The 18,280-nt window shown below is 46.2% G+C and carries 14 protein-coding genes; 8 read left to right on the top strand and 6 right to left on the bottom strand.

Translation table 11 applies throughout. The annotated features are described in order from the left end of the window. The first annotated feature begins 359 nt into the window (after positions 1-359). From wrbA to OXI21_RS01445, 3 genes are all read left to right on the top strand, one after another. The gene (wrbA, locus tag OXI21_RS01455; RefSeq protein WP_279617773.1) at positions 360-977 is read left to right on the top strand and encodes an NAD(P)H:quinone oxidoreductase type IV; all 618 of its coding nucleotides are present in this window, start codon (positions 360-362) and stop codon (positions 975-977) included. Positions 978-1,642: 665 nt separating this feature from the next. Beyond that, positions 1,643-3,841, top strand: a complete 2,199-nt coding sequence (rlmKL, locus tag OXI21_RS01450; RefSeq protein WP_279617772.1) for a bifunctional 23S rRNA (guanine(2069)-N(7))-methyltransferase RlmK/23S rRNA (guanine(2445)-N(2))-methyltransferase RlmL — start codon at positions 1,643-1,645, stop codon at positions 3,839-3,841. A gap of 114 nt (positions 3,842-3,955) precedes the next feature. After that, on the top strand, positions 3,956-4,288 hold the full coding sequence (locus OXI21_RS01445) for an H-NS histone family protein (RefSeq protein WP_279617771.1): 333 nt from the start codon (positions 3,956-3,958) through the stop codon (positions 4,286-4,288). A gap of 76 nt (positions 4,289-4,364) precedes the next feature. Here the strand turns inward: OXI21_RS01445 and OXI21_RS01440 are convergent, their stop codons facing one another. From OXI21_RS01440 to ubiA, 3 genes are read right to left on the bottom strand one after another with little or no spacing between them, the layout of a single operon-like run. Further along, entirely contained in the window at positions 4,365-5,162 is a 798-nt protein-coding gene (locus tag OXI21_RS01440; protein ID WP_279617770.1) for a 4'-phosphopantetheinyl transferase superfamily protein, read from the bottom strand. Then, positions 5,159-5,743 (bottom strand): cob(I)yrinic acid a,c-diamide adenosyltransferase, encoded by a 585-nt coding sequence (locus tag OXI21_RS01435; RefSeq protein ID WP_279617769.1) that lies wholly within the window; start codon positions 5,741-5,743, stop codon positions 5,159-5,161. The genes OXI21_RS01440 and OXI21_RS01435 overlap by 4 nt, the downstream gene beginning before the upstream one ends. 36 nt (positions 5,744-5,779) lie before the next feature. After that, complete coding sequence (gene ubiA / locus OXI21_RS01430; protein ID WP_279617768.1) at positions 5,780-6,655, bottom strand: 4-hydroxybenzoate octaprenyltransferase; 876 nt, start codon at positions 6,653-6,655, stop codon at positions 5,780-5,782. A gap of 612 nt (positions 6,656-7,267) precedes the next feature. Between ubiA and OXI21_RS01425 the strand changes: the two genes are divergently transcribed. Beyond that, positions 7,268-8,236 carry a peptidoglycan-binding domain-containing protein gene (locus tag OXI21_RS01425; protein WP_279617767.1) on the top strand — a complete coding sequence of 323 codons (969 nt, stop codon included), beginning with the start codon at positions 7,268-7,270 and terminating at the stop codon, positions 8,234-8,236. Positions 8,237-8,266: 30 nt separating this feature from the next. Then, positions 8,267-10,090, top strand: coding sequence for a C4-dicarboxylic acid transporter DauA (gene dauA / locus OXI21_RS01420; protein ID WP_279617766.1), 1,824 nt, complete (start codon positions 8,267-8,269; stop codon positions 10,088-10,090). 118 nt (positions 10,091-10,208) lie between these two features. On the opposite strand, the gene cadR is transcribed toward dauA, so the two are convergent. Then, positions 10,209-10,643: a Cd(II)/Pb(II)-responsive transcriptional regulator gene (gene cadR, locus OXI21_RS01415; protein ID WP_279617765.1), complete on the bottom strand. Its 435-nt coding sequence runs from the start codon at positions 10,641-10,643 to the stop codon at positions 10,209-10,211. 93 nt (positions 10,644-10,736) lie between these two features. On the opposite strand from cadR, the gene OXI21_RS01410 reads away from it, so the two are divergent. Beyond that, entirely contained in the window at positions 10,737-13,097 is a 2,361-nt protein-coding gene (locus tag OXI21_RS01410) for a cation-translocating P-type ATPase (RefSeq protein ID WP_279617764.1), read from the top strand. Positions 13,098-13,233: 136 nt separating this feature from the next. Here the strand turns inward: OXI21_RS01410 and gltS are convergent, their stop codons facing one another. Then, complete coding sequence (gene gltS / locus OXI21_RS01405; protein WP_279617763.1) at positions 13,234-14,490, bottom strand: sodium/glutamate symporter; 1,257 nt, start codon at positions 14,488-14,490, stop codon at positions 13,234-13,236. A 293-nt stretch (positions 14,491-14,783) separates the two neighbouring features. Here gltS and lolA point away from each other — a divergent pair, with 293 nt between their 5' ends. Both lolA and OXI21_RS01395 read left to right on the top strand, forming a co-directional pair. Beyond that, complete coding sequence (gene lolA, locus OXI21_RS01400; RefSeq protein ID WP_279617762.1) at positions 14,784-15,416, top strand: outer membrane lipoprotein chaperone LolA; 633 nt, start codon at positions 14,784-14,786, stop codon at positions 15,414-15,416. Then, positions 15,416-16,741: a replication-associated recombination protein A gene (locus tag OXI21_RS01395; RefSeq protein ID WP_279617761.1), complete on the top strand. Its 1,326-nt coding sequence runs from the start codon at positions 15,416-15,418 to the stop codon at positions 16,739-16,741. The genes lolA and OXI21_RS01395 overlap by 1 nt, the downstream gene beginning before the upstream one ends. A 116-nt stretch (positions 16,742-16,857) precedes the next feature. Here the strand turns inward: OXI21_RS01395 and gltX are convergent, their stop codons facing one another. Beyond that, on the bottom strand, positions 16,858-18,276 hold the full coding sequence (gene gltX, locus OXI21_RS01390; protein WP_279617760.1) for a glutamate--tRNA ligase: 1,419 nt from the start codon (positions 18,274-18,276) through the stop codon (positions 16,858-16,860). Positions 18,277-18,280 lie beyond the last annotated feature (4 nt).

Raw genomic sequence — 18,280 nt, 5'->3', positions numbered from 1 at the left:
CCGGGAGGAAAGTGAAAAGTGCCGGATATGGTGAAAAGAGATGTTTTCTTTCTTATTCTTTATCACTTTTGTAATCCTTGGGTAATCTCTTTTTGATAGGATCGATCATTAAAGATCTCTAAAAATCTTGCTGGCTGAAACGTTAATTTCGAACCGCTAAGAACAATAAAATTCGCTCAAAGGGGCTATATTATCAGCGCTGTGGGTGATATAGTGGGGAGATCAATAACGCAATGTTAAACAAAAGTTAAATGCAATTTAAGAAGAGACGGGTCTTCTTACACGAATAATAATCAATTAAATCATTAGCAATTTGTTTTTTTAGTCACTCATACATTTGAGTACTGAAAGGAGAAAAGATGAAAGCAAATTTACTCATTGTTTTTTATAGTATGAATGGTACCAACACTCAGATGGCGCGCTGGGCGAGTAAGGCAGCGCAAGAGTGTGGAGCAAAAGTGCAACTGCGTAAAGTGGCGGAAACGGTGCCAATGGATGTGATTAAAGAGCATCCGTTATGGCTTGAAAATGTGGAAGACTGCGCTGGTATTGAAGTGGTGAGTGAGGACGATTTAGATTGGGCCGATGCGATTATTTTTGCATCCCCTTCACGTTTTGGGGTAATGGCCGCACAATTTAAACTCTTTTTAGATGGATTGGGTGGATTTTGGGCGCAGGGCCGTACGGTCAATAAATTTGTTACCGCGATGACCAGTGCCAATAATTTCCACGGCGGACAAGAACGCGTGATCGATTCGATCTACACCGTAATGCAACATTGGGGCGCGATCATTGTTCCCACTGGATTTGTGAGCCCTCATGCCCAAGCAAGTGGCGGCAATCCCTACGGCATCAGCGCAACCATCGATCCCGATGGCAATATTATCGATGAAGAGGCGGTGAAAGGGGCGATTGGTGATCACGTTAGACGTCTGCTTCGCATCACCTCGGCCTACAATAAAGGGGTCTTGGTTTAGTTTTTTTGCATAATTATCGGCATAAAAAAAGCCCTACATCAACGGGTGTAGGGCTAAAAGCATTAAATTAATCGATCAGAATTAATTTAACGGAGGACTTTGAACCGTTAGCGGTTCATGGAAAAGGATACAATTTTCCAAAATTACACGCCATGGAGAGATTCTCCCCGATTGCATGGATCCTCATGCTCCATGGGAGCAAAATAAAGTTGCAGAGACTTCGGTAACAAAACCTCTGCATAAGGCATACGTCCCTGTATACCTGGGGTTTTCGATACTCTTTATAAAGCAAAGCCTATGCCAGATCGGCATGGAGCGTTTAGGCGCTTGATATTGATATAAAATATTTATTAGATTACGAAAAACTGATAATGTTTATTAATTAAAAGCGTCCAAATTGAGGGGAAAGTGCCGATGATTGTGGATCGAAGTGACGTAAATTGTAAATAGTGCTCGCGACGATATTTTCGCATCAATATTAAAATAATCGATCAGATTTTGCAGATAATCGAATCTGCGCTATAATTTAATGTTCACTATAATCATTAGATTTCTTATGGTTGCACATGATCCTCTTTTCGGCGTTGCTGGAAACAGACGGATTGGCCAGATTGGCGCTTCGTGCACACATCCCATTTTTATACCCTTATTGAGTTAATATTATTATGTCGCTTTTTTTTATTACCTGCGCGCGCGGGTTAACCCCTTATGTAATTCGTGAGTTGGCCGAACTTGGCATTGAAGGGAAGCAAGAAGGATCGGGAGTTGTGTTCGAAGGCACCACTCAAGATGCGTATAAAGCCTGTTTGTGGGTGCGTTGCGGATCGCGCGTGTTATTACAATTAAAAACGGGAACGATGCGTGATCTTGACGATCTGTACGCACAATTAAGTACATTCCCGTGGTCATCGCACATGAGCGATAACAACACTTTTGCCACAAAAGTAACAACGCAAAAAGCGCCTAAAATTCACACCCATTTTGCTGCCCTTCGGGTGAAAGATGCGATTGTGGATTACTTTAATACGCTGCTCGATTCGCGTCCAAATGTGGATACCGAATATCCGGATTTGCGTTTTTATGTGCACATTCATGATAAAAATTACACCCTCTATCTCGATCTAAGCGGTGAGCCCCTTCATAAGCGCGGCTTTAGAACCGAGCAGGGAGTTGCGCCGATTAAAGAAAACTTAGCGGCGGCGCTTTTATATCGTTCTAATTGGCCTGAAAAAGCGGCAAAGCATGAAGACTTCATCGATCCGCTTTGTGGTGCAGGAACGATTTTAATTGAAGCGGCGCTCATGGCTCGTGACATTGCTCCGGGCCTCTATCGGAATGATTTTTCCTTTATGAATTGGCGTAAATTCCGCGAAGAGGAGTGGGACATCTGTCTTTCTGAAGCGCGCGAGCGTGCAGAGAAAGGGGAAGCGCGTTATAACGGCCGACTTTATGGCGTTGAGCGCAGTGCGCGGATGATCGGGATTACCAAAGCGAATGCGGACCGTGCTCGCGTCCTTAAAAATATGACCTTCCATCATAAAAACTTCCAAGAGTTTGAAATGCCGGAAGGATTAACGCCCGGTTTAATCGTCACTAACCCACCGTATGGTGAGCGTTTGGGTGATAAAGTTGAGCTTGTGGAAACCTATCAAGATCTCGGCGATTGGATGCGTCAATTTGCAGGATTTGATGCCGGCGTTATTACCTCCGATACCGAATTGGGTCGGGTGATGGGGCTTCGTGCGCGCAAACTCAATAAGTTTTTTAACGGGGCGCTTGAGACCACTTATCTGCAATTTACCATTGCGCCGGATTATTTTGTCGATCGTGAAAAGGCCGATGCTAATGAGGTTCGCCATAATTTAGAGCAAATTTTAAGAGGGGGTGGGGAAGATTTCCGCAATCGCCTCCTTAAAAATAAAAAACATTTAGAGCGTTGGGCTAATCGCCAATCGATCGAGTGTTATCGTCTTTATGACGCGGATCTTCCTGAATTTAATGTGGCGATTGATCGCTATGGCGACCGCCTTGTGATCTATGAATATGCTGCGCCGAAAACCATCAATCCTAAAGTGGCCGAAGAGCGCTTTAATCGAGTGCTTGCCATTGTGCCGATGGTCTTTGATGAGGTGCGTGATGAGCATATCTATGTGAAACATCGTCGCCGTCAAAAAGGGCAAGATCAGTACGAGAAATATGATGAATCGCGGGAGTTTTTCGAGGTAAACGAGGGCTCTGCACGGGTCTTGGTTAATCTTGTGGATTATCTCGATACGGGGCTCTTTCTCGATCACCGTTCGGTGCGTCAATATCTGTTTGAAAATGCGCGCAATAAACGCTTCTTGAATCTCTTTTGCTATACCGGCGTTGGTACGGTGCATGCGGCCAATGGTGGCGCGCGGACGACTACTTCGGTGGATATGTCGCGCACGTACTTAAAATGGGCGGAGCGCAATATGCGCCTTAATGGTCATCAAGGGCCAAAGCACATGTTTGATCAGAGCGATGTTTTTGAGTGGCTGCGTAAGCATATCGAAAAGATGCGTCGTAAACCCCTGATGGAGCAACGTACCGATAAATTTGATCTGATCTTTATGGATCCGCCGACCTTTTCAAATTCAAAACGGATGGAAGGCGTGCTCGATATTCAGCGCGACCATGAGCATCTGATTAGCGAAGCGATGCGTCTTGTTGATCGTGGGGGCGAGCTTATTTTCTCTACCAATCTACGCCAATTTAAGATGGATGAATCACTCTCCGAACGCTTTGAAATCATCGATATTTCGAAGGCGACGCTCCCAGAAGATTTTGCCAGAACGCCACGAATTCGACAATGCTTCAAAATTTCTCATAGGTTACAATAAAAATTATTGATAATGATAAATCATTAATCTTATTTGACATATAAAACGATATAATTAATATTAACCAGTAGAGTGTTTTATAAGAAACGTAAAGAGGTAATAAGGATTGTACCCATGATTAAACAGATAGATTTTGAAAGCATGAGCGTTGAAGAGATTGAAAGCGTGATTGCAAGTGCGAGCCGTGAAATCGAGAAACGTCGATTAGCGGATGCGAAAAAGATTAAAAAACAGATCAAGCGCTTGCTCGATGATTCCGGTCTCTCCTTCGACGATGTTTTTGAAGAGCGTAACCCACGGAAAGGACGTAAAGTTCCGCCGAAATATCAAAACCCTGACAACCCCGAAGAAAAGTGGAGCGGTCGCGGTAAGATGCCGGTATGGATGCGCGAAAAAGTGGAAGCGGGTGCAGACCGTGATGATTTTTTAATTGAAGATAACGATTAATCGTATAATCGCTGTGTTAGCAAATTAACACAGCGGATAATGACTGTCTGGCGATTATCGAGCGTCAATAGAGTGATTAATGACTCTGTAATTGATGAAGCCAGTTGATTTTAAAAGGTGCGAAAGCGCCTTTTTTTATGCCTAAGATTTGTAAAGATTTTGCCTCTTTTTCCGGGATTAATAGCGCTAAACTTTGGGCTTTTTTGTCCTCAATTTTATCTTCGTTAAGAATCGTTACATAAAGCAAGTAATTGTTTTTAAATATTAATTTCTTATCTGGATGATAATCTGTACGGCTTAAATCAATTTCAAGTGGGCCATGCATTGAGTGATGAAGAGGATCAAATTCTAATTCAGCAAGACGAGATAAACCAGAACCATCGGCTTTAAGATAGGCCTCTTTCCCCGACCAGAGCATAAAAAAAGCCGCTTTAAAGTTGGATGCGTTTTGAATCCAGCGTTGTTCTTTTTCGGTAAAAGTGCGGGTGAGGAGCCGATCAAAAAAACGGCGCGGTTTAATCTGTTCAATATCGACACCAATCTTAGGCGATTGACCAATCACAAGGGCCACCGAGTGATCCGTATGACTCAGATTAAAATAGATATTTTGATAAGGGGGCGTTAAAAAAGGGCGACCATGCTCGCCGTATTGAAACTCAATAATGTGGCACAAATCAGCTTGTGGTATACCTGCAATATGAATCAGCGCATGATGAAGTAGCGCGCGACCTAAGTGGTATTGCTCGCTCCGTTTTTCAGAATCGGTATCGAGTGCATATTGTGGATAATGGTGATCTGCCCAGGCGAGGTTATCGCTCGAAATCTCCATGAGAATTAAGGTTGTCGGAAAGGGATTTCCGCTCTGCGCGCTCATAGTTTTGTTTTATCCCACATCACCTCGGGCGTTTTGGTGATGCGTGCGATATGGCGCGCGGTGACAAAGAGATAATCAGAGAGGCGATTGATAAAGATAATCGAGGCCGGATTGAGCGGATCACGCTCGTGGAGGGCAACAAGCCTACGCTCGACACGGCGAGTGATGGTGCGAAGTAGGTGGGTTTTCGCCACAAGGATTGAGCCGCCCGGAAGGATAAATTCTTTCAGCGGAGGCAGAGCCTCGTTATAGGCGACAATCAAGCGTTCGAGCGTTTCGGTGATGGAGGCATCAATAAAGGCATGCTCAGGCATCGCAAGTTCACCGCCTAAATTAAAAAGATGATGTTGGATGGTGAGCCAAGTCGATTCAATGGTGTTCATCTCATCCTTATCGCTGTTATCCCTTTGAGTAAGGCTTTTTAACAGCGCGATCGCCTCGCCAAAATGGGCGTTGAGCTCATCAATATCGCCGATCGCCTCAATACGAAGATCCGCTTTGGAAAGACGAATATTGCCCGCAATCCCTGTTGTGCCTTGATCGCCGGTTTTAGTCACAATTTTTGAAAGACGATTGCCCATAAAGCCTCCGAAAGCTCTGCGTGATTGTGTGAAAATTTATGCGAAAAAGTGAAGAAAAAAGCCCACAAAGACAGTAAATCCCACCCAATTATTATGTAAAAAGGCTTCAAAACAGCGCTTCGGATCGTGGTCTTTAATCATATTAATTTGATAGGCAAAGAGCCCCGCGACAACGAGTAGCGATAAGATTCCGTAGAGCGAGCACCCTAAAATCGAATAGGTGGCCGCAAGGAAAAAGAGCACGCCAAATTGCAGCGCTACAATGAGATAGTAATCCCGTTTTCCGAGAAGTTTCTCAAATAAAAGAGCCGACGAGCGCACATCGATTTTTTTATCATCTTCGCGATCGCTCATAGCGTATTCAGTATCAAATACCAGCGCCCAGCAGACATTGGCCGCCATTAATAAAAGCGCGGTGGCCGGGAACAACTCCCCTTTGACTTCCATAAACGCCATCGGAATTCCAAAGGCGAAGGCAAGGCCTAAATGGGCTTGCGGAAGGGAGTGAAAACGCTTCATAAAGGGGTAACTAAGCGCTAAAATCAGTGCAGGAATGGCAAGAAGGAGCGTCTCCCATTTTAAAAAGAGTGCTAAACAGAAAGAGACCGCAATCAGTAGCATTAAGAGCGTGATCGCCTCTTTTAAGGTGACTTTCCCCGAGGTGAGTGGCCGTTCTTTGGTGCGCGAGACATGTTTGTCGAAATTACGATCGGCAATATCATTAATCACACAACCCGCCGAGCGCATAAAAAAGACGCCGAGCATAAAGATTAAAAAGACTTTCAGCGAGGGTTTTCCACTTGATGCCACCCAAATTCCCCAGAGCGTTGGCCACATCAATAAGAGGCTGCCAATCGGCTTCTCAACACGCATTAATTGCAGGTAATAGGGGAGGTTTCGTAAAGTCAGCATATCCGTCTTAGTACACAATGTTAAAAGAATAATAATACCACTTATTTTTTTTATATATAACTCAATCGATTTTTTTAAATCAATCTTTTAGTTTTGTCTACTAAACTTTATCCGTGGCAAGGAACGGATGAATTATCAGGGATGATTCATCAGCGAGGTGATCAAGGATGATGATCTCGGACGATGTTCATGGAAGAATCTGAAAGTAAATGCATTAATTGAGTAGAACGTGCGCCGCTCACAGGATGTAAATTTGTCGGTGGATCATTTAAAAAGGAATTGAATGATTATCTCAATAATGGACGATTGAGCCGTTTTTATGATAATTAATGCAAGGCGTTTGCCTCACCGTTAGATAGGGATATCGCTCTGTTACAGGACGTAGCCCTTGCCTCTCCTCCTAGTTTGAAATGTAAGTAATTGATTGTTTTTGCGCATCTTCGGGTGCGCTTTTTTTTGCGCTGAAATTATGGCGTTGGGTCGCTTAAATAAATGCTCAGGTCGATCCTTTATGAAAGGGTGGCTTTTAGGGTGATTTTGAACACACTTCCGCCTATAATAAATGATGATTTTGAATGATATGACCGATTTATACGAGGCTAGGAGGCACCGATGTGGAGCATTGATCCGGAGATGATTGGCGAAACGCTAACGCTCACTCCCGCGCATATTGAGCGCATTATCGAACGGAGTAAACTCTATCCTGAGGGCGAGATTATGATTGTAGGATTTCGTTCCGGCAAACTGCTCTCAGCCCCCGGCGCGTGGCTCGATTCGGTGGAGGTTGTCGGCTCTGCGCCGGATTACCAATCTTTTTGCTGTACGCTTACGCTTTATGACCGTAAACGCCATAAGCTTGCAGCATTCCCTGCATCGACCTATCCCAATATTAGCTACATTACCGAGCAATTAAATGCGCCTGATAAACGAATTGCCAATCGATTAAGCGAGGGACTCTATTCTTATATTGTTGGCGCGCACGAGCCGAATCACGGGCCAAAAGAGGAGGGTGCGTTTCGATTAAGTCGCTTGCAACCGGTGCCGATCTGGAGAATTTTAGATAAAAATGTTAGAGTAGATCAAGCAGTTGCTACGCTCGATCTATCGGTTGCGGACGACCATATTCACAGTGCGCAATCGACCCGTGAGATAAGTGGACGCAGCTTTTCTTCCGCTGGATGCCAAGTGATTGAAGGGGATCACACGCCGCCGAATGCACCGACAGGGTTGTATCAAACGTTTCGTGTGATGGCAGGGCAATCGTTTATGCCCGATCCCGATGAAATTGGCCAGCCTTATTCCTATCTTTTGCTCTCGTTTGAAGCGCTTTTTTATGTGGCGACCGGCGTGCCTGAAGCGCGCTATTTTCACGGCTCTCGAGGCTATGAGGTAAGACGTTTACAAGAGGCATTGATGGAAAAAGGCTTTTTAGCGGAAGAGGTGATTAACAAGGGCTATTTTAATGGTTATACCGCAAAAGCACTCTACGATTTTCAGCAACAAAATGGGCTTGAAGCAACTGGATTTGCAACGGAGGTAGATGGGAAAGCCTTAGGCGTTTCACTCTTTTCACTCCGGTAATGTTTCGCATTGATAAGGAGAGTATATATAGTGAATTTTTCTCGCATTCTTGCGGCGATTCCCTTTTTTCAATCGATTAAAGGGTACAATTTATCCACCTTTAAAAACGACGCACTCGGCGGACTGACGGTCGGAATGATCGCTGTACCGCTTTCGATGGCGCTCGCGATCAACTCAGGGGTTCCGCCACAGCATGGTCTTTATACGACGATTGTGGCGGGGCTCTTGATTGCGCTGTGCGGTGGATCACGTTTTAACGTCTCAGGTCCGACTGCGGCGTTTGTTATTATTCTGCAACCGATTACCAATCAATACGGCGTTGAGGGATTACTGCTCGCCTCGTTTATGGCGGGGATTATCCTCTTTCTGCTCGGTGTGTTTAAGATTGGGCGCATGGTGCATTTTGTGCCTCACCCGGTGACCGCGGGCTTTAGTACCGGGATCGCCATTGTGATCGCGCTCACGCAGATTCCCGATCTTTTGGGAACGGAGCCGGTGATTCCCATTACCGATTTTATCTCGCGGATTCGTAGCATTGGTGAGATGTTTGGGCGAATCTCCTTTGTGGATTTAGGCATTGGCGCTTTTACCTTACTCGGGCTGATCTTTTTCCCCTTTATTACCCGTAAAGTGCCGCCGCACCTCTTTGTGCTTGCGGCCAGTGCGCTGCTTGGGCTCTATTTAGAATCCCGCGGTTTTGAATTTAGAACCATTCGTTCGGTCTTCCAATATACGATTGATGGCGAAACCTATTGGGGGATTCCTTCATTTCTACCGGAGTTTGGCGCGCCGTGGGTGCGCGATAGTGGCGAATCGATCCTCTCGCTTGAGATGGTGAAAAACCTGCTGCCAAGCGCGTTTGTAATTGCCATTTTAGGGGCGATTGAATCGCTTTTATGTGCGGTCGTTGCGGACGGGATGAAAAATACGCGTCACAATCCCGATGCGGAGCTTGTGGGCCAAGGGGTGGGAAATATTGTCGCGCCTTTCTTTGGCGGTTTTGCCGCAACGGGTGCCCTTGCGCGGACGGCAGCGAGTATTCGGGCCGGTGCAAAAACCCCGATCGCCTCGATCGTTCATGCAATCTTTGTACTCTTAACCTTAGTGGCCTTTGCAAAATACTTGGGCTATCTGCCGATGGCAAGTTTGGGCGCGCTCCTTTTAATGGTGGCGTGGAGCATGGCGGATGTGCGCTACTTTAAACAGATGACGAAAATGGCGCCGAATCAAGACCGATTGGTGCTCTTTACCTGTCTTATTTTGACGGTGGTCTTTGACATGGTCGTCGCCGTTGCCGTGGGGATGGGGCTTGCGTGTCTGCTCTTTATGGCGCGTATGACCGAGCTCACCGAGATGGAATTTTTAAGCGCGAACGCTGAAAAAGATGCAGAAATTAATAAAGCCTATGATGAGGCGGAATTATCGAGCGGGAAAGAGGGGGATAGTGCGGAAGAGACGGCAAAACCGAAAGATTCCTCGCTGATTTTGCATTATGAAATTCGCGGACCGTTCTTCTTTGGTGCGGCGCGAAAAGCGATTGAATCTCTTGATCGTTTGCCACACATTAACCGTGAAATTGAGGTGATGATTATCTATCTCGATGAGGTGCCGCTCATTGACTTAACCGGCCTTATTGCACTGAAATCGATGATCGATCGGCTCCACGCAAAAGGGATTCGAGTGATCTTATCGGGGCTTAATAATGAAACGAAAGCGGTGCTTGGTAAGGCAGGGTTATCACCGAAAAAGCAAGATGGACTCGATTGGGTGCAAACTCGGGATGAAGCGATGGAGTTTGCGCTCAGTATTTGTGAGCATTGCATCGATCCGGAAGCAGAAGAGAATGCTCAATAATCTAACCTAATCTGCTCTGATGGATGATCATGAGTCCGATTAAAAACAGACGCTCGATGGGAGGTTAATTCACTCTCATCGAGCTTTTTTATGCGCGAGATAGTTAGATCGTTACCGATTAACCGAGGTGACTTTTAGAGCCTTTTGCCGGCGCGTTGATCGTCATCGTATTGAGCCCTTCAACAATGGTGCACTCATCGATGGTGTGATTGCTCATGCAACTTGATTGCAGTGTCGCGAGCGTCTCTTTGAGGATTTTAAGCTCGGCAATGCGCTCATCAATATGGTGCAGATGCTCCCCAATAATGGCATTAATCGCATGACAATTATCGTTTGGATGCTTCATGGCAGCGATCATTTGGTGAATTTCTTCGTGGGTCATATCAAAGGCGCGACAATTTTTAATAAAGAGCAATTCTTCGAGATGTTTGCTCGTATATTTGCGGTAATTATTCTCGGTGCGTTGCGGTTCGCTGATGAGCGCTTCCTTCTCATAATAGCGAATTGTCTCTACCGGAATTCCGGTTTTCTCAGCAAGTTGGCCAATTCTCATTCGATTTTCTCCCTAAGATCAATGATGCTTGACTCTATAGTAGCTACAGGGTGTGTAATAGGGCAAGTGAATTTACAACAAAGGAGATGAGTTGTGAACGAAGAGATTAAAAACCCCATAGATGCGGGCAATTCTGAGGAAAAGAGCGCGAGCTGCTGCAGTACCGATGCGATTAAAGCGAAGATGCGCGGTACTGATAAGCAGGGTCATGAACAGGAACACGGGCACGACCATGATCATCAGGATCATTCTGACCACGGCGACCATCATCATAATGAAGGCAGTTGTTGCTCGGTCGATCATAGTGCTAATCAACAGCAGATCGATTCGATCGATGTGCCGGAAAATTATGTTCACGATACGCTAAAAATCCACGAGATGGATTGCCCGATGGAAGAGGCGCTGATTCGCAATAAACTCAAAGGGCACGACGAGATTGATGAGCTCTATTGCAATTTTATGCGCCGTGAGCTCCATGTGGTGCATAATGGCGATATCGATTTAATTATCGCGAAGATTAAAGAGCTCGGCATGAACCCCCTTAATTTAGCGGTCTCAAGCGGCGAACGGGTTGCGTCGACATCCTTGTATGATCGTTATGAAACGCCGCGTCTGTGGATCTCAGGGATTGCCGCGGCGATCTCCGAAGGGGTGCATCTTTTAGGCGGATCAGCGCTCATTGCGGGATTTTTTGCCATTCTTTCGATTATTTTTGTGGGGCCGACCACCTATAAAAAGGGCTGGCTCGCCATTAAAAATCGCACCTTAAATATTAATGCGCTGATGAGCGTTGCGGTAACGGGCGCGCTGATTTTAGGTGAATTTCCGGAAGCGGCGATGGTGATGTTCCTCTTTACCTTGTCGGAGGTGATCGAATCAAAATCCCTTCATCGTGCCCAAGTCGCCGTTGAAAAACTGCTTAATTTAGCGCCGGATGTGGCAACGGTGATGGAGGCGGGAGAGCCCGTTGAACGCGCGGTTTCAGCGATTGAGATTGATTCCATTGTGCGCGTTCGCCCCGGGGAGCGCATTGCGCTTGATGGAATGATCGTAAAGGGCAATACCTCCATTGATGAAGCGCCGATTACCGGTGAAAGTGTCCCTGTGGATAAGTCTGTGGATGACCCTGTGTATGCCGGCAGTATCAATCAGTTTGGTGAATTTGAATATCGCACCACCACCGATGCGAGCCATTCAACGCTTGCTAAAATTGTTAAAACGATTGAAGAGGCGCAGAGTCAGCGCGCGCCGGTGGAGCGATTTATCGATCGGTTTGCCGCGATCTATACGCCGGCGGTCTTTATCATCGCCATTTTGATTGCGTTATTGCAGCCACTCTTTGGCGTGACCTGGTTCCAAAGCATCTATAATGCGCTGGTGATTCTGATTATTGCCTGCCCGTGTGCGCTAGTGATCTCAACGCCGGTAGCGATTGTGAGCTCGCTCACCCGTCTTGCCCGTCACGGAATTTTAGTGAAAGGCGGCGGCTTTTTAGAAGTGGCGAGTGGGATGAAAATTCTGGCCTTTGATAAAACCGGCACCATCACCGAAGGCAAGCCGACGCTCATTAAGCAGATTATCACCGGCGGCATGGTGGAAGATGAGGTGATCCCCTACGCGATGACCTTAGCGAGCCGTTCCGATCACCCGGTGTCGAAAGCGTTGGTGCGTGATTACCAGGGGGAATATTTAACGGTGGATCGCTTTGAAGCGATTCCGGGGCAGGGGACGAAAGCGGAGATTCAGGGCGAGCTTGTTTTTCTTGGGAATGTGCGCTTAATGCAAAATCACGGCATCTTATACGATGTTGAAATTGAGACCATTACCGAGCTTGAAAAAGAGGGCTATACTTTAACGCTCTTTGCCAAAAATGGGCGCATTGCCGCGATCTTTATGGTGGCGGATAAGCTGAAAAAAGGCAGTAAAAAAGTGATGAAGCGCCTACAAGCGTTGGGCCTTAAAACGGTGCTCATCTCTGGCGATAATGAAAATACGGTGGCTACCATTGCCCGAGAGGTGGGGATTGATAAAGCCTTTGGCGCGCAACTTCCTGAGGATAAAGTGACGCGGATTCGCGAGCTTAAAGCGAAGGGTGTGACCGGCATGATCGGCGATGGGATTAACGATGCCCCAGCGCTTGCAACGTCTGATATCGGTTTTGCGATGGGCGTTATGGGGAGCGATGTGGCCATTGAAACGGCGAATGTGGCGCTCATGGATGATGATCTTGATAAACTGCCGCTCTTTTTTAGACAATCTCGCGCGACGATGCGGATTATCCGTCAAAATATTACTTTGGCGCTGGGGATTAAGGCGGCGTTTTTTATCGCGCTGTTACTCGGGCATAGCTCGATGCTCGCAGCGGTTTTTGCCGATGTGGGCGCGACGCTGTTAGTGGTGGGCAATAGCTTGCGCCTGCTCTATAAAAAGCGTGATCAACACTTAAATCAGTAAGTGTTAGGTCATAAGTGATAATTAATCATTGATGGCTTAAATAAAAAAATCCCCTTTAATTGTTAAGTTAAAGGGGATTTTTTATGGGATCGGTTACAATAAACCGCCCCGAATTTATGAGCCTTAATGGAGGCGATTAACCGCCGACAACCGCGGTTGCACTTTTAAGCAGTGAGGTAAACATCGGTAGCGATAAGAAACCTTTAATCGCGAGTGCATTGACGATATCGATAAAGAACGCACCTACCATAGGCACTACTAAGAATGCCGTACGTGATGGTCCGAAACGGTCGGTAATCACCTGCATGTTCGCGATTGCCGTTGGCGTTGCCCCCATACCAAATCCGCAGTGACCGGCTGAAAGAACGGCTGCATCATGTTTTGAGCTCACACGTTTCATCACAGGATAAGTAATGAAGATCGCATAGGCCGCCATCATCACTGTTTGAACGCCAAGAATCACTAGCATTGGAATTGCAAGATCCGCGAGCTGCCATAATTGTAGGCTCATGAGCGCCATGGCTAAAAAGAGCGATAATGAGACGTTTCCGAGAATCGATACCGCACGTTCTGAGACAATGTGCGGCTTGAAAATCGATAATACGTTGTTGATAATCACCCCAACAAAGAGTACGCAAACAAACTCAGGCAGGGCAAATTTCGTATCTTGCAACTGAAGCATCAACATCTTTCCAAAGGTGAGCGCAATCACGATCATGGTGATGGTCTCAAGGATGTTATTTGAGTTGATTGAGCGTTTTACTTTCGGTTTTTCAAAGGCGTCTAAACTATCAACGTTGGCATCTTCAAGAGCAGAACTCGCATCCACAGGGGCTTCACGGCGAAGTAAAAAACGTGCAACCGGGCCACCGATTAAACCACCAAGGACTAGACCAAATGTCGCACAGGCCATCGCCACTTCCATTGCATTATCAAATCCGTAGTTTTTGATAAACTCATCAGCCCATGAGCCACCGGTTCCGTGACCGCCTGAAAGGGTGATTGATCCCGCAAGTAAGCCCATTAATGGGTCAATGCCAAGGAGTTTAGCAAGAACGATACCGAGAGTATTTTGTAAAATTAAGAGTCCAACAACCACAAAGAGGAAGATAAAGAGTGCTTTACCACCTGCTTTGAGGCTTGCAAAGTTTGCGTTAAGCCCGATCGTTGCGAAGAACGCAAGCATTAACGGAGTTTGTAAAACGGTGTCGAATTTGACGTTGTAGTCGAAGGTGTTCTTTAAAATAAGTAACACAAATGCGACTAATAAACCGCCCGCAACAGGGCTCGGAATCGTGAAGCGATTCAGTAATGGAACTTTACTTGTGAGAAAACGGCCGAGTAACAGCGTTAGGCAGGCCGCCACAAGCGTACTATAAACATCTAATTCCATACAGTCTCCTTTTATTATAGATCATGGATTTGCTCGCAATCGGCCTAAAGATAGACTCACTCCTTCGATCAATGATTGCGAACAAGGAAAGTGTTCGATTATATAACTAAATTTATTGAAAACTCAAAACAAAACCGCAGATAGTTGATAGGTTTAGTAAAGGTTTGGAATTAAATGTTAATTATGCGCAATAAGTTGCCATTTAAGAGGCGGTTTTTGATTATTCACCGCGGTATAAAGGGGATTTGATATAATGAATGATCTGATTTTTGAGGATTTATAGGAGTCGAGCAATGCGCGTATGGAAGAGTATTTTTGCGGCGGGGTGTCTAATGATGGCGCTCGTTGCTAAAGCGGATGAAACCTTTATTCGCGACTATTTTACCGGCTTTTCCACCCTTGAGGCGAATTTCACCCAAACGGTGAGCAATCGAAACTCACAAGATGTCTCGAAGGGGAAATTGTGGCTGCAAAAACGGGAATACAGTATCGTGAGCCCGAAGTTTTATTTCGATTATGAATCGCCCTATGCGCAAAAACTGATTAGCAATAAGACTCAATTTTGGCATTACGATGTTGATCTGATGCAGGTGATTATCAAACCGCTCGATGAGATTAACAATAATCCGGTGTTAACGATTTTGCTTGGTAACACGAAGCTTGACGATCATTTCACCATTGAAACGATCACCGATAAACGCCATTACCGTTTTATTCCTAAAGAGAAAAAAGGGGAGCTTGAGGTGGAAGAGATCGATATCTACTTTAGTAAAAATGGTTCGATCGCCTCCTTTGAAGCGCGGGATATCACCGGGCAACGCCTCTTTTTTGAATTTAATAAAGTGAAAGAGAATCGCCCCTTTGATCAAGCGCGATTTGAATTTGTGCCCCCGAAAAATGTGGATGTGATCGATGAGAGGGATTAATGGCCGATTTATTTGATGCGTTAATTGAAGAGACGACGCTTAAATTTACCCCGCTTGCGGATTTAGCGCGTCCGAAAACCTTAGCGGAAGTGGTGGGGCAGGAGCATCTTCTCTCACCGGGGAAACCGCTCTTTGAAGCGATTGCGTCCGGAGAGCCTCATTCGATGATTTTTTGGGGCCCGCCGGGAGTGGGGAAAACAACGCTCGCCAATTTAATTGCCGCAGAATTTGATTGTGAATTTATCTCGCTGTCGGCGGTTTTCTCTGGGGTGAAAGAGATTCGCACGGCGATGGTGGAGGCGGAAAATAATCGCTTACAAGGGCGGCAGACGCTCCTTTTTATTGATGAGATTCATCGCTTTAATAAATCTCAGCAGGATGCACTTCTCCCCTATATTGAATCGGGGCTCGTGATTTTTGTGGGGGCGACGACGGAAAATCCCTCCTTTGAGGTCAATCAGGCGCTTTTGTCCCGCACTTTTGTCTATGTGTTAAAACCCTTAACGGGAACGGCGCTTGAAACGATGGTACTGCGCGCGAAAGAGCGTTATTACCCCGATTACACGCTCGATCCCGAGGCGTTAAAACTTATTATTAATTTTGCTGCAGGGGATGGACGGCGTTCGCTCAATTTAATGCAGCAGCTTTTAACCATTGCCGGCGGACACGATGATAAGCGGGTGACCGAGGCGATGGCGAAAGAGACTCTGTCGCTGCAACCAAAAGCCTTTGATAAACAGGGCGATTATTTTTACGATCAGATTTCGGCGCTGCATAAATCGATTCGTGGCTCCAATCCCGATGCGGCGCTCTATTGGTTTTCCATGATGATGGAGAGCGGGGCCGATCCCCTCTATTTAGCGCGGCGTATTTTAATGATCGCGTGGGAGGATGTTGGGCTTGCCGATCCGAGAGGGACGCAAATTGCGCTCTCAGCGTATGAAACCTATGAGCGGCTAGGAAGCCCCGAGGGCGAGCTTGCCCTTGCGCAGGCGGTGCTCTATCTTGCCTCTGCGGCGAAATCCAATGCGGGATATATGGCCCACAACTTAGCGCGCAGTTTTGTCAAAAATGATCAAACACGTCCAGTGCCGCTTCATCTGCGTAATGCGCCGACAAAACTTCTCAAAGAACTTGGTCATGGGCGGGAATATCGTTATGCACATAATGAACCGAATGCCTACGCCGCGGGAGAGACCTATTTTCCTGAAGGCATGGAGGAGCAAGTTTGGTATCGCCCCAATCCTCGCGGACTTGAAAAACAGATCGGCGAGAAACTTAAATTTCTCAAAGAACTCGATCGTAAGGCACGAGGCGAGTTTTAATTATCTGTAAATTTTTCGCAATAAAAAAGCTGACTCAATTGAATCAGCTTTTTTTGTCTAAAGACGTTAATGATTACGCAATGATTGACCGCTTGAAGCTTAAACGATTGGAAAAACTATTCCGCTTTTTCAGCAATCATTATAAGCGCTCTATTGAGACGCTCAAGCGTACGCTCTTTACCCACTAAAAAGAGGGTTTCATCTAAGTTTGGTGAGCTCGTACGGCCAACAATCGCGGTGCGAAGTGGCATACCGACTTTACCCATGCCCACTTCAAGCGTTTCGGTCACGCCGTGAACGGCTTTATCGAGGTTTTCATGAGTCCACTCGTCGATCGCTGAGAGTACACGCACGAGCTCTTCGAGCACCGGTTGTGATTTTTCAGTGAGCTGTTTATTGACCGCTTTCTCATCGTAATCGAGTTCATCATTGAAGAGATAGAGAATCATATCGGCAAGTTCAACAAGCGTATGCGCGCGTTTTACATGCGATTTAACCGCCGCTTTCAAGAGCTCCATATCGATCATTTTAACGTCGCGTTTTTGTAAAAATGGCACTAAGAGCGTCGCGAGTTTTTCCGCTGGCGTTTCGATCATGTAATGTTGATTGAGCCAGAGGAGTTTTGAGGTGTTAAACGCACTCGCTGACTTACTCACATTTTTAAGATCAAACAGTTTTACCATCTCATTGCGACTAAAGATCTCTTGGTCACCGTGTGCCCAACCAAGACGAACGAGATAGTTAATCACCGCATCGGGTAAAAAGCCTTGCTCGTAATATTCCATCACGCCCACTGCGCCATGACGTTTAGAGAGTTTTTGACCGTCGTCGCCTAAGATCATCGCCACATGCGCAAATTGGGGAACGGGCGCACCGAGAGCTTTGAAAATATTGATTTGGCGAGGGGTGTTATTAATATGGTCATCGCCACGAATAATGTGGGTAATTTCCATATCCATATCATCGACCACAACGCAGAAGTTGTAGGTCGGCGATCCATCTGAGCGTGCAATGATAAGATCATCGAGTTCGCTATTGTTAATAGAGATTGTGCCGTGAACAAGGTCATTAAACGCCGTGACCCCCATTTGTGGGCTTTTAAAACGCACCACAGGACTCACGCCTTCAGGCGCTTCTGGCAAGGTTTTACCAGGCTCTGGGCGCCACATACCGTTATAGCGAGGTTTCTCTTTTTTCGCTTCGGCATCTTTACGCATTTTTTCGAGCTCGTCTTGCGTGCAGTAGCAGTAGTAGGCATGGCCTTCTTCCACTAATTTGGCAATGAGCTCTTTATAACGATCAAAGCGTTTTGTCTGATAATAGGGCCCCTCATCGTACTCAAGACCTAACCACTCAAGGCTTTTCATGATCGCCTCAACCGCTTCAGGAGTTGAACGCTCAAGGTCGGTATCTTCGATACGAAGAACGGTTTTTCCGCCATTATGATGAGCAAAAAGATGTGAAAAGAGCGCAGTCCGTGCGCCGCCAATATGTAGATAACCCGTTGGCGAAGGGGCAAAACGTGTTTTAATCATAAAT

It is taken from the genome of Ignatzschineria sp. RMDPL8A (assembly GCF_029815055.1).
Classification (GTDB): Bacteria; Pseudomonadota; Gammaproteobacteria; order Cardiobacteriales; family Wohlfahrtiimonadaceae; genus CALZBJ01.
Note: the sequence above shows the minus strand (reverse complement) of the source record. Positions and strands in the feature narration are given on the sequence as shown.